Source organism: Yoonia vestfoldensis (genome assembly GCF_002158905.1).
Lineage (GTDB): Bacteria > Pseudomonadota > Alphaproteobacteria > Rhodobacterales > Rhodobacteraceae > Yoonia > Yoonia vestfoldensis_B.
On sequence record NZ_CP021431.1, the window covers coordinates 1,069,780 to 1,082,613 of the forward strand.

At 60.4% G+C, this 12,834-nt stretch carries 10 protein-coding genes and 1 pseudogene; 7 read left to right on the top strand and 4 right to left on the bottom strand.

The features are described from left to right. Positions 1-210: 210 nt before the first annotated feature. The 7 genes from LOKVESSMR4R_RS05265 (at position 211) to nanR (ending at position 8,282) form a co-directional block, all read left to right on the top strand. Positions 211-1,281 carry a substrate-binding domain-containing protein gene (locus LOKVESSMR4R_RS05265; protein WP_087206621.1) on the top strand — a complete coding sequence of 357 codons (1,071 nt, stop codon included), beginning with the start codon at positions 211-213 and terminating at the stop codon, positions 1,279-1,281. Between the two features lie 78 nt (positions 1,282-1,359). After that, positions 1,360-2,823, top strand: coding sequence for a sugar ABC transporter ATP-binding protein (locus LOKVESSMR4R_RS05270; RefSeq protein WP_162290722.1), 1,464 nt, complete (start codon positions 1,360-1,362; stop codon positions 2,821-2,823). Then, on the top strand, positions 2,820-3,803 hold the full coding sequence (locus tag LOKVESSMR4R_RS05275) for an ABC transporter permease (protein ID WP_087206623.1): 984 nt from the start codon (positions 2,820-2,822) through the stop codon (positions 3,801-3,803). Before LOKVESSMR4R_RS05270 ends, LOKVESSMR4R_RS05275 begins: the two co-directional genes overlap by 4 nt. After that, positions 3,800-4,786: an ABC transporter permease gene (locus LOKVESSMR4R_RS05280; RefSeq protein WP_087206624.1), complete on the top strand. Its 987-nt coding sequence runs from the start codon at positions 3,800-3,802 to the stop codon at positions 4,784-4,786. Before LOKVESSMR4R_RS05275 ends, LOKVESSMR4R_RS05280 begins: the two co-directional genes overlap by 4 nt. Positions 4,787-4,789: 3 nt before the next feature. Further along, a complete protein-coding gene (locus tag LOKVESSMR4R_RS05285) occupies positions 4,790-5,731 on the top strand; it encodes an SMP-30/gluconolactonase/LRE family protein (protein ID WP_204248726.1) in 942 nt (313 codons plus the stop codon). Next, complete coding sequence (locus LOKVESSMR4R_RS05290; RefSeq protein WP_087206625.1) at positions 5,728-7,467, top strand: hypothetical protein; 1,740 nt, start codon at positions 5,728-5,730, stop codon at positions 7,465-7,467. The genes LOKVESSMR4R_RS05285 and LOKVESSMR4R_RS05290 overlap by 4 nt, the downstream gene beginning before the upstream one ends. Before the next feature lie 74 nt (positions 7,468-7,541). Beyond that, a complete protein-coding gene (gene nanR / locus LOKVESSMR4R_RS05295; RefSeq protein WP_237331911.1) occupies positions 7,542-8,282 on the top strand; it encodes a transcriptional regulator NanR in 741 nt (246 codons plus the stop codon). A gap of 47 nt (positions 8,283-8,329) precedes the next feature. Here the strand turns inward: nanR and LOKVESSMR4R_RS05300 are convergent, their stop codons facing one another. The 4 genes and pseudogenes from LOKVESSMR4R_RS05300 to LOKVESSMR4R_RS05315 form a co-directional block, all read right to left on the bottom strand. Beyond that, positions 8,330-9,574 carry a saccharopine dehydrogenase family protein gene (locus tag LOKVESSMR4R_RS05300; protein ID WP_087206626.1) on the bottom strand — a complete coding sequence of 415 codons (1,245 nt, stop codon included), beginning with the start codon at positions 9,572-9,574 and terminating at the stop codon, positions 8,330-8,332. Positions 9,575-9,597: 23 nt separating this feature from the next. Further along, positions 9,598-10,692, bottom strand: coding sequence for a carboxynorspermidine decarboxylase (locus LOKVESSMR4R_RS05305; protein WP_087206627.1), 1,095 nt, complete (start codon positions 10,690-10,692; stop codon positions 9,598-9,600). A 528-nt stretch (positions 10,693-11,220) separates the two neighbouring features. Next, positions 11,221-12,033 (bottom strand): annotated as a pseudogene (locus tag LOKVESSMR4R_RS05310) (phytanoyl-CoA dioxygenase family protein). 158 nt (positions 12,034-12,191) lie between these two features. After that, positions 12,192-12,779, bottom strand: a complete 588-nt coding sequence (locus LOKVESSMR4R_RS05315) for a dimethylsulfonioproprionate lyase family protein (RefSeq protein ID WP_087206628.1) — start codon at positions 12,777-12,779, stop codon at positions 12,192-12,194. Between the last annotated feature and the right edge of the window lie 55 nt (positions 12,780-12,834).

Consider the following 12,834-nt stretch of genomic DNA (forward strand, 5'->3'; position numbering starts at 1 on the left):
ATCGATCATGTCTGGTCCGCTGATCCGTGGCGCAAGCCGCATCCGCCCCGACAGCCCACAGCGCCCCTGTGCAATCGTGACGCTGATATGGCGTCGCGCTGCCGCGTTAACCCATCTGAAACCTCGTCGGGGGACAGCTTGGGCTAGCAAATACCCAACGGGACCAGCGGTCGCCCAATCCAAATCGGCCGCGTCAGGGAGGAATGACAAATGAGATATAAGACATTGAACTGCCTTTTGGTCGCAGGCTTGCTGTCCGGCGCTGCGGGGCTGGCACCGACAATCGCCTCAGCGCAGGACAAAGCCGCGCCAAGCGTCGCGCTCAGCAATGCTTTTCTGGGCAATGCATGGCGCCGCTCGATGATCACCGCCTTTGAAGAAGCCGCCACCGCCGCGCAGGCCGAGGGGCTGATCAGCGCCTTTCAGGTGGCAAATGCACCGGGCGAAAATTCCGCGACCGAGCAGATCGCCCAGCTCAAGGCGCTGTTGCTGGACCGGCCCGATATCTTGCTGGTCAATCCCGCATCCCCCACGGCGCTGAACCCGACATTGCAGCAGGCCTGCGATCTGGGCATCGTTGTTGCTGTTTTCGACAGTTCCACCGATCTGGATTGCGCCTATGTCGTCACCAACAGCTTTGGCGATTGGGCGCGGCTGTCAACGCAGGCGGTGATTGATGGGATCGGCGGGGCGGGCAATGTGCTGCTGGCGCGCGGGGTGCAAGGCTCGCCGCCCGAGCTTGAAATGTATCAGGTCCAGATGGACTTGCTGGCGGCCAATCCCGCGGTCAAGGTCGTGGGCGAGCTGTTCACCTTTTGCGACAGCGGCAAGGCGCAAGAGGCTATTCTGGGCATCATCGCCAGCCTGCCCGATGTCCAAGGCGTGATCGGCTGTGGCGAAGGGCTGGGCAGTGTGCAGGCGTTCCAGACCGCCGGGCGCGATATCCCGGTTGTGGCCTTTGCCCCCAGCGGGCGGGCGCTGGAATTCTGGGGCGCGGGCAATGGCGCGCCGGGTTCGGTGGCGGTAATGTCCGACCCCGGCCAAGGCGTGGCGGCGATGTTCACCGCGATCAGCGTTTATCATGGCGCAGAGGTGCCGCGCACCACGATCTTTCCGCCGGTGGTGGTCAGCGATGATGCGCGTGACGCATGGATCGCGGTCGTGGGCGATGATGAAATCGCGTCATGGCAATGGACCAAGGACCTTGTCGATGCCCAGATCGCGGCGAATATCAACGGCACTGTCGAAACCGCCGCCCTGCCACCGGTGCCGCAGCGCTAAGGTTTCCAAGAGAAATACCCAAAGGGGCCGGCTTGCGGTGCAGCTGGCCCCGATCCCTTGATGACAGGTGACAAAGTGATGCCTTCAGACCATGCCATGCCCTTGATCCGCGTCTCGCAGGCGACCAAAAGTTACGGGGCCACGATCGCCCTGTCCGGTGTCACGCTAAATCTGTATCCGGGCGAGGTTCTGGGCATTGTCGGGCATAATGGCGCGGGCAAAAGCACCCTGATGCGCGCGCTTTGCGGCATTGAACGGCTAAGTTCGGGGTCAATTGAGGTCGCGCGCCATGACACATCTTTGCCCGGCCCTTATCCGGGGGTGCGCCTTGCCTATCAAGAAGGCTCGCTTGCGCCTGAATTGACGGTGCAGGAAAATATCTATCTGTCGGCCGCTGATTGGTTGCCGAAATGGCGCTGGCACGGGCCTGCGGCCAAGATCGCGCGGGCGCAGCTGGATGCCATTTTCCCCGGCCATGGCATCAACCCCGCCGATTTCGTGGATGACCTGCCCTTGGCCGAGCGGCAAATGGTCGAAATCGCCCGCGCCACGATTACCAAGGATTTGCAGGTGCTTATTCTTGACGAGCCGACGGAATCGCTTAGCGGGAAGGCCGTTGACGATCTTTACGCCTATGTGCGCAAGTTGCGGGCGCAAAATCTTGCGGTCGTGTTGGTGTCGCATCGGCTCAAGGAAATCCTTGGGGTCTGTGACCGCGTGGCTGTTCTCAAGGACGGGGCCGTGGTCAGCACGCATCTGGCCCGCGATGTCACACAGCGTGATCTGTTCATGGCGATGGGCGGTGAGATCGCCGTGGCCCAGACTGGGGCAGAGGCCATCCGTGCCGATCTGGACCCCGCACGCCATGTCGCGGTCTATGTTCCGATGCAGGATATCGACGGCGCCGAAACGGATATCTATGCCCGCGCGGGCGAGGTGATCGGCCTGACCGGGATCATCGGGCAGGGGCAGCAACAGGTTTTGGCGCGTCTGTGGAAAGGCGATGCGCGCGATGTCACGGTGGATGCCAAACGCGCCTATGTCCCCGGCGACCGGCAAAGAGCGGGGATTTTCCCATTATGGACGGTTGGCGCGAACCTGACCCTGACCGCGCTGGGCGATCTGGCAAAACGCGGCCTGCGCCAGCCCGACAAAGAGGCGGCGCTGGTCCGCAAATGGGTGGATTTGCTCAAGGTGCGGGGCGGTGCTGCGGCGGCGATCACCGGCCTGTCCGGCGGCAACCAGCAAAAGGTGATCGTGGCGCGGGCCTTTGCCTCTGGTGCGGATACGATCTTGTTGGATGATCCGTTTCGGGGCGTGGATATCCACACCAAATCGGAATTGTATCAGCTGATCCGATCCGAGGCGCAGGCCGGCCGCACCATCGTGTGGTATTCCAGCGAAAATGCCGAGATGCGCCATTGCGACCGCGCCTATGTCTTGCGGGCAGGGCGTGTCGCGGCCGCGCTGCAAGGTGCCGATATCACCCAAGAACGCATCATTGCGATGTCATTTGCCGAAGCAAAAGGGTCTGCTGCATGAATCTGACCGGCACCATTCCCAAGATCAGCGCATATGCGCGCGCCTTGCCCAAAGGGGCGTTGCGGCGCAATCTGCCGGGTCTTTTGACCTTTGTGGCCATGATCGCGATCTTGATCATCTGCGGCATGATCCAGCCGCTGATCTGGTCGCAATTCGGCTTTACCCTGATCCTGTCGCCGATTGTCGCGCTGGCCATCGGGGCCATGGCGCAGATGGTGATCATGAGTATCGGTGACATCGACCTGAGCATCGGCTTTTTCATCGGCATGGTCACGGCGATCAGTGCAACGCTGCTGCGCGATGCGCCGCTGCTGGGGGTTTTGGCGCTTTTGGCCAGCATTCTGGGCTATGCGCTGCTGGGCGCGCTGGTCGCGCTGCGCGCGGTGCCGTCGCTGATTGCCACTTTGGGGGCGTCGTTCATCTGGCTGGGACTGGGGCTTTTTGCCTTGCCGGTGCCGGGCGGGGCGGCACCTGGCTGGCTTGCAGCCTATGCGGCCTGGTCGCCGCCTTTGGGCCTTCCGACCCCGATCATCACGATGCTTGTAGTGACGGCAATCACATGGGTGATCATGCAAAAGACGCGATTGGGCGTGAATTTCCGCGTGCTTGGCAGCAATCCCGTGGCGTTGGTGCGCGCCGGTAAATCACCGCTGGTCACACGGATGCAGGCCTATGCCATGGTCGCTGTGATGGGCGTTGTGTCGGGGCTGATGCTGACTGCGGAAATCGGCAGTGGCGATGTGAATGCAGTGCCCGGCTATACGCTGACCACCATCGCCGCGGTGATCCTGGGCGGCGGCATGTTCACCGGTGGCCGCGCGGTGGCTTGGGGCGCGCTTTGCGGGGCGATCACCCTTGGTTTGCTGACCGTTTTGCTGACGCTGCTCAAGCTGTCGTCGCATTTGCAGCCTGCTGTGCAAGCCTTCATCGTGATCGCGGTGCTGGCGGGGCGTCTTTTGGTAGATCGGAAAATCAGATGAAACAGCTGACCCTGACGACAGTTCCGCCCTGGACTTGGTCCTTTGTGGCCGCGGGGATCGTTTTCGTGCTCAGCGTGATGGTCAGCGATGGTGGCGGGATGCAGACCCTGACGCTGGCCTTGATGGTCGCGCCTTATCTTGTGCTGGTCGGGCTGGGCCAGATGCTGGTGATGAGCACCGGACCCGGCAATATCGACGTATCCGTCGCCAAGGTGTTTTCGCTGGGCGGCCTGCTGTCGGTCGCTGTCAGCGAAGCGACCGGGTCCTGGGTCTTGGGGCTGTCGGCCGCCGTGGCCAGCGGGCTGGCGCTGGGCGCGGTCAGCGTGATCAGTATCCTGTTGATCCGGATTCCGCCCATCGTCGCGACGCTGGCGACCAGCCTGATCGCCTCGGCGCTGTCACTGACGCTGGCAAAGGGGTTTCAAGGCTCGGCCGATCCCGTGTTGAAAAGCTTTCTGAACTTTGCGCCCTTTGGCGTGCCGGCCTTTGCTCTGGCCGTGCTGATCTTGACGATCTTGATCTCTTTCATACTGACATCCACGACCTGGGGGATGCGGATGCTGGCCTTTGGCCAAGCGGCGCGCGCGGCGGAATATGCGGGCATCAGGTCGCGGAATATCATCGCTGTCGTCTATCTCAGCTGCGGCGCGCTGGCGGGGCTGGCCGGGGCTTTGCGTGCGGCCTTTTCGGCGCCCAATGTCGAATTGGGCAATGATTACCTGCTGGATTCCATTGCGGTGGTGGTGATCGGCGGAACCCTGATCACCGGCGGGCGCGCGGTGCCTGCGGGGGTCTGGGGCGGGGCCTTGTTCTTTATCCTGCTCGATGGCCTGCTGAACCTGATCGGATGGAGCTTTGCAGGTCAGAATGTGCTGAAGGGATGTCTGGTGCTGTCAGTGCTGTTCCTGGCCAGCGGCGCGCCCTTGCTGCCGCCGCGCGCGCCCAAGGCCGGCACGCCCCCATCCCCGCCAAAGACGGGCTAGCCAATGGCATCGGCCCGTCTGACAGAAACGATCATTGGCCTGCAAGGTCTGGTGCGCGCCACAGCGCCATTAGAGATCGTCGCCCAAGGGTCGATCTGGGCCGAAGGCCCTTTGTGGATACCCGCGCGCGGCTGCCTGCGCTGGAGCGATATCCCCAATAACCGCATCCGCGAATATGAACCCGCCAGCGGGCTGGTGCGCGATTATGCCACTGACGCCGGTTTCGCCAATGGCCGCGCGCTGGATGTGGATGGCAGCGTGGTGCAATGCTCGCATGGGCGGCGGCGGATAGAGCGCGACCGAGGCGGTCTGGTCAGCGCGATTGTCGATGAATGGCAGGGGGTGCGGCTGAATTCCCCCAATGACGTGGTGATCGCGCCCGACGGGGCGATCTGGTTCACCGATCCGGCCTATGGCATCACCGAACCGCGCGAAGGCTATCCCGGACGGCGTGAATATGGCGATCATTATGTGTTTCGCTATGACCAGACCACCGGCGAGACAGCGCCCGTCGTGATCGATGTCGAAGAACCCAACGGGCTGGGGTTCTCGCCCGATGGCGCGCTGTTCTATGTGGCGGATTCGTCATCGGTGCGCAAACCGCCGGGTGTCGGCAATGCGCATATCCGGGTCTATGACGTCCAAGGCGGGGCGCGGTGCAAAAATGGCCGGGTCTTTGCGCGGATTGACCAGGGTTTTCCCGATGGGTTCGCGGTGGATGCTTTGGGCAATATCTGGTCGTCCAGCGCGGTCGGGGTGATCGTCTTTGATCCGGGCGGCGCGGAATTGGGGCGGGTCATTGTGCCGGAACTGACCGGCAATCTGTGTTTTGGCGGGCCGGATGGCCATGATCTTTATATCGCGGCCAGCACCAGCCTTTACCGGATCCGCACGCAGACCCATGCGGCCTGGCCACAGGGCCTTGCGGCGGGAAAGGGCGCATGAATACGGCAATGGATCTTTATGGCACCGATGAACCACCCGCGCCGCGTGTCAGTTACCGCTGCGGGCCATGGGCCTTTACGCTTGAGGAAGGTGCCCTGCGCCACATCACGCTGCAGGGTGTCGAGGCCATTCGCGGCATTGCCTTTGTGGTGCGCGACCGCGATTGGGGCACGCTGGTCCCGCAGATCGACCAGATGCAGATCACCCATGATCAGGCCGGTCTGACCCTGTCTTATGATGCCACCTATGCCAGCGGTGCGGCGCGGCTGGACATGCAGATCGTGATTGCGCTGACCGCGCAGATGCTGTCGGTATCGGCCGAAGGTCATGCCACTGGCCCGTTTGAAACCAACCGCGCGGGGTTTAGCGTGCTGCACCCGATTGCCGATGTCGCAGGCCAGCCGGTGCAGGTGACCCATGGGGACGGCACGCAAACCAACAGCATCTGGCCTGACCTGATCGCGCCTTGGCAGCCGTTCATGGATATCGCCGCGCTGACGCATGGCGTGGGCAAGGCCGCGCTGACCTGCCGGTTGCAGGGCGATATATTCGAGATGGAGGATCAGCGCCAATGGGGGGATGCGTCTTTCAAGACCTATAACCGGCCGCTGGCAGCCCCTTGGCCCTATATGCTGGAAGACGGGGACAGGCTTTGCCAATCGGTGGAATTGACATGGGCAGCCCGTGACGCGCCCAAAATCCCGCCCCGCCCAATGGCCAGAACCGCCGTGACCTTTCCCGATATGGCGCTGCTGGTCACGCCGCAGGACGCGCGGCGCTTGGCGGCCAACCCCGCCGATATCCGCGCGGTAAACCCGCAACGGCTTTTGTGTCATCTGGATGCGACAGCGGGCGATGTGCCAGCGCAATATGACGCCTTTGCACAGGCGCAGCGGGCCTGTCCGGACCGGATCTTTGATCTGGAACTGATCTATGCGGGCGACGCCGATCCCGCGCCTGCGCTGATGGTGCTGGCCGCCCAGATGCGCGACAGCGGATTTGCCCCTGCCAGTCTGCTTGTTTGCCCCGCCGAGGACCGGCAATCGACGCCGCCGGGGTCTGCTTGGCCTGCTTGCGCGCCGCTGGCGCAGATCCATGATGCGGCCGCTGCTGCCTTTCCCGATCTGTTGCGCGGTGGTGGGATGGTCAGTTTCTTTCCCGAGCTGAACCGCAAACGCCCGCCGGTGGACAGGCTGGGCTTTGTCAGCCACGGGCTTTGCCCGATCGTGCATGCGGCGGATGATCTGTCGGTGATGGAAACATTGCAAGCGATCCCGGATATCACCGCTTCGGCCCGCGCGTTCATCAGCGACAAAGATTATCGGATCGGCCCCGCGACATTGGCGATGCGCCAAAATCCCTATGGCACAAGCTGCATCGCGAACCCCGGCGGCAAGCGGCTTTGCATGACCGATGACGACCCGCGCCACCGCGCGCAATTCGGGGCGGCCTATGCAATCGGGCTGGCCACGGCTTTGGTGCCTGCGGGCATTTCCGTCTGGTGCCCCGCAGCGCTATATGGTCCGCGCGGCGTGATTGCAGACAGGGGGCGCTGGCCGATCCAGGCGGCGCTGAACGCGCTGGGCTGGCTTGCGGGGCAGCCGGTCCATCGCGCCACGATCCGCGATGGCGTGGCTGATCTGCATTGTGGCGAGCTGCATATCATCGCCAATCTGACCGCCCGCCGCCATGGCCGGCTTGGTCCCTATGATTGGACCAGCCTGTCATCGCCATGACAGAGTGGATGTCTGCTGTTGAGCATGTCATACCTGTGACGCAGCCCGATAAAGCCAGAAAAGGACGCGCAACCATGCCGGACAAGATGCATAACATCAGCATTGATGCCCCGATCATCCGCCAAAAGCTGTCTGATCAGGTCTTTGACCGGCTTTGGGCCATGGTGCAATCGGGCGAATTATCCCCCGGTGATACGGTGCCGTCCGAACGCGCCTTGATGGAACGCTTTGGCGTCGGGCGTCCCGCCGTGCGCGAGGCGCTGCAATCCATGGCCAATAAGGGCTTGATTTCGATCTCGCATGGCGAGCGCAGCAAGGTCAATAAACTGACCGCTGGCATCGCCTTTGATCAGGTCGATGACATTGCGAAATTGCTGCTGTCCAGCGAGCCGTCGAACCTCGAAAACCTCAAGCAGCTGCGCAATATCCTCGAGCTTGGATCGATCAAGATCGCCGCACAGAATTGCACGCCCGGTGATATCACCGCGCTGCGCGCTTTGGTCGAGACCCAACGCAGCAATCTGGGGCAGGACAAGGCCTTTATCGAGGCGGATATCGCCTTTCATGTGGCGATTGCCGGCATGACCGGCAATCCTTTGATCCAGGCGGTGACGCAGGCGATGCTGTCGTGGCTGTCGGTCTATTATAAACCCGTGCTGCATTGGTCGGGCCGCGAAGACACGACCCTGCGCGAACATGCGGGCATAATCGACCGTATGGAAAAGCACGACATTGCGGGTGCGGTATCGCTTTTGGGTGATCACCTCAACCGCTCTGGCCCTTTATACGAACCCAATCAGGGCACAATGCCATAGGCTGCACAACCTGATCGGGGTCCAGAGGCGGGGCGTTCAGGCGGGCGTTATTGGGTCTGATCCCAGGGGCGGTCACCGGCGGCATCCTTGACGCGGGTGGGCAAGCCCATATTGTCAAGCAGGGTGAACAGCGGCTTGGGGTCCAATTGCTCGACATTGACCATGGTGCCCAGATCATAGGTGCCATCCGCGACCAACATCGCCATGGCCACGGGCGGGACACCGGCAGTATAGGAAATGCCCTGGCTGCCAACCTCGGTATAGGCGTCCTTGTGATCGGCGACATTATAAACGAACACCTCGACCTCTTGGCCGTTGCGGGTGCCTTTTACCAGATCACCGATGCAGGTCTTGCCGGTGTAATCGGGCGCAAGGCTGGACGGGTCGGGCAGCACCGCCTTGACAACCTTTAGCGGCACGACCTCCAGCCCTTCGGCGGTGGTCACGGGCTGTTCCGACAACAGGCCAAGGTTTTGCAGCACGGTGAACACATTGATATAATGATCGCCAAAGCCCATCCAGAACCGGACGTCTGCCTGCGGATAATGATGGGCCAGCGAATGGACCTCGTCATGGCCGGACATATAGGCCTTTTGCTTGCCCACGACGGGCAGATCCCATTCGCGGCCGATTTCGAACATCTTGTTTTCCTGCCAGGCCCCTTGCTGCCAGCTGTAGACCGTGCCGGTGAATTCGCGGAAATTGATCTCGGGGTCGAAATTGGTCGAGAAATAGCGGCCATGGCTGCCCGCGTTTATATCGACGATATCGATGGATGTGACCTCATCCATGAATTCATCCACCGCGAAACGGGCAAAGGCATTGACCATCCCCGGATCGAAACCCGCCCCCAGGATCGCGGTCACACCGGCGGCGGCACAGGCGTCGCGGCGTTTCCATTCGTAATTGCCATACCATGGCGGGGTTTCGCAGATCTTGGTGGGGTCTTCGTGAATCGCCGTGTCGATATAGGCGGCACCGGTCTGGATACAGGCCTCCAGCACGGTCATATTGACGAAAGGCGAGCCGACATTGATCACGATCTGTGCGCCGGTCTTGCCGATCAAGGCCGCAACGGCGGCGCTGTCCATGCCGTCAACGGCATGCGCGTCGAACAGGCCCGGCTGTTTCATCGCGTTTTTTTCATGCACAGAGGCAATGATCGCATCGCATTTCGCGCGGGTCCGGCTGGCAATATGCAGATCGCCCAGAATATCGTTGTTCTGTGCGCATTTATGCGCCACGACCTGAGCGACGCCACCGGCACCAATGATAAGAACATTGCGTTTCATCTGCGAGAACCTTTCTTGATCAGTCAGGACAGGGCGGCGGCGAAATCATCATAATTGAAATCGCGCACCAGCCGTATCGTTCCATCCAGTTCACGGATCGCGATGCTGGGCATTTTGACCCCGTTGAACCAATTCTTCTTGACCATCGTGTACCCAGCGGCGTCCTGAAACGAAAGGCGGTCACCGGCTTTTAGTGGCGCGTCAAAGCGAAATTCACCGAATATGTCACCCGCCAGACAGGATTTGCCGCAGATCATCCATTCATGCGCGCCCGTGTTCGGCGCCAGTTTGGCGGGTTCGCGGTAGATCAGCAGATCCAGCAGATGCGCCTCGATCGAGCTGTCGACGATAGCCAGGTTCTTGCCGTTATGCATCGTATCAAGCACCGTGACTTCGAGGGTGGCCGCCCCGGTGATCGCCGCTTCGCCGGGTTCCAGATAGACCTGGACGCCGAATCTTTGCGCGAATTGCGCCAGACGCTGGGCAAGTTTTTCCAGCGGGTAATCCGCGCCGGTGAAATGAATGCCGCCGCCCAGGCTGATCCAGTCCATCTGATGGATGATCGCGCCGAAATGATCCTCGATCAGGCGCAGCATTTCGTCGAACCGCTCAAAGCTGTCGTTTTCGCAATTGTTGTGAAACATCAACCCGCTGATCTGATCGGCGACCGCCGCGATTTGCGCGGGATCATGTTCGCCCAGCCGGCTAAAGGGGCGGGCGGGATCGGCCAGATCGAATTCCGAGGTCGAGACCCCCGGATTGACCCGCAGCCCGCGCAGATGCCCTTGCGAGACATCCTTGAACTTTGTCAATTGCCCGATCGAGTTGAAAATGACCTTATCCGCATGGGCCAGGACCTCTGCGATCTCGTGATCGGCATAGGCAACCGAATAGGCATGGGTTTCGCCCGGAAATTTTTCACGCCCCAGACGGACTTCGTAGAGCGATGACGAGGTTGATCCATCCATATGTTCTGCCATGAAATCGAAAACCGACCATGTCGCAAAGCATTTGAGCGCCAGCAGACATTTCACCCCCGAGGCATCGCGCAGCCAAGAGATTTTCTCGAGGTTGCGCAGCAGACTGGATTTGTCGATAAGATAATAAGGTGTCTGCACGGCAAAAGCTTTCGTTGGATTTGCCCGCGCACCTACACCACAATCGTGCCGAAGACGAGCCATAAGCGCCCAGAAATCCGCGCAAATCCCTGCATGATCGTCGCAGCCTGCGCGGGCATCCGGCCGCTTTGGGCGCAAACATGCGCTGGCCCTGCTGCGCGACCTTCGTTAAACCACGGCAATGGACAGATCATTGCCCCATAACGTTCCTTGGCGCCTCAGCGTTGCCCCTATGATGGACTGGACGGGTTCATACTTATATTCAATGGGTTAAGCGGGGTCGTGTGCATTATGTGTGCAAAGTTAAATCGCCTTCTGTCGCGCCTTATAGGGCTTTTGGCGGTTATCAGAATTGCGGGCTAGTCATGTCCGGGGCAACATCACTCGATCCGAAAATATCTGCTTCAGCCTCACGCTCAGGCAGAGCGCTTCGTAGCGGACATGATCGAGCTGGTCCGCCAACGGCCAAACGCAGCAGCTGGCTCAAGGTCTGGCCGTTTGGGATGGTAAACTTCGCCTTTGTTCACATCACATTCGTTGGTTTGCAGTATCCAGCAGTATCGGGAACCAATCTTCGCGCAGGCGTTGGCCCAGTTTCATGTCATGGCCGGGGAAGGGGGGCGATGTGGGACCAGGACGTTCCACATAACGAGCATCATCTCCCAGTAAACGCAGGGAAAATGCACGGCTGCGGGTGCCGCTCTCATTCCCGCGTGCTCCGTGCAGCGTCTTGTAGTTGAACGCCACTGCATCACCGGGTTCCATTTCGTATTCGCGGACATCTATGACCTCAGCGTCAGGATTTGGGACGGGCACGTAGTCGTCGTCATTGGGGCAAAAATTGGTCTCGGCCAGCCAGTGCGTTGGCAGGACGGGCTTTCCCCAGCGATGCGATCCGGCAACACAGCGCAGGGACGCTTGGCGAACCGGATCAAGGGGCGACCAGAAGCTGACGGTTTGTTCGCCTTCGACAAAGTAATAGGGGCTGTCCTGATGCCATGGCGTCGGCTTTGAGGTGCCCAGTTCCTTAACCAACATATGATCGTGGAACATCTGGACGGTCCTTGACCCCATCGAATCGGCTGCAACCGCAGCGGCGGGTGATGCCTTGACTGCATCCTCGAATTCACGGATGCGCATCCAGTTGCAATAATCGTCAAAAAATCGCCCGCCTTCGCCTTCCTTGAGGATCTCGGCAGCATAGGGGCCGGGCTCAGCCATGTTGCGTGCAACACCTGCGCGCAGTACTTCGACCTGATACTTGAACAGACCTTTGACAAGGAAAACTCCGTCGCGGGCCTAGGCGTCGATGTGGTCTTGGGTCAAAAGCGGATGTGTGATGGTCCTATGCCTTTCGGTTGTTTCTCGTGTCAAATCGGGGCTATTCAGCTATCTGACCGTTGAGCTGTTGCTCTCCATTGATCATCATTTGAAGCTGGTGGCGAAATCGCTGCTGAACCTTTTCAAGGTGTCTTGGTGCAAAGCCCCATCGTGTCCGGCTATTCCTTCAAAGCCCAAAAAACGAGGAGTGGACGGTCGGATGACCGCATCGCGTGCACGATACTCTTCGGATTGTAGAAGGTTTCGCCGTTGGCCACATGGACCCATTCGTTGCGACCCTGACGAAAATCACCGGGGCTCATGACAAGATAGGTTTCTTCGGGTAGGTGCCTATGATCGGGATACCGCACGTTCGGCCCCACGAGCGACACTCCGAGCCAGACGTCTTCTCGGAGTTCAAGGCCTTCTGGGCCAACAAGCATTGCATTGGCATGGTTCTCAGAAAAACCTTCGCTTGCGCCGGTGCAATCCCCCTGACGGCGACGCCATTGGAGGGCTGGTTCAATGGCCATGAAGGCCCGCATCAATTGTCGAAGATCTGAGTCGTCAGAGTCCAATGACAGCGATATATCTGAGAGATAGCGACAGACGGGAAGCCGACCGCTTTCAAACTGTGATTGCGGAGCAGGCGTCTCAAGGGCGTCAAAAACCTGTTCAAGCAAACTGATAGATTTTTGATCACGCGCGCGACCGTAATAGGCTGTTCTTGCTGCGCCTAGGAGCTCTTCTAGGGCTTGGATACGCATTTCCACACCGAATTTTGTCTAAGTGAATAGTTTCCTGGCAGCGCATGCCGTCAGG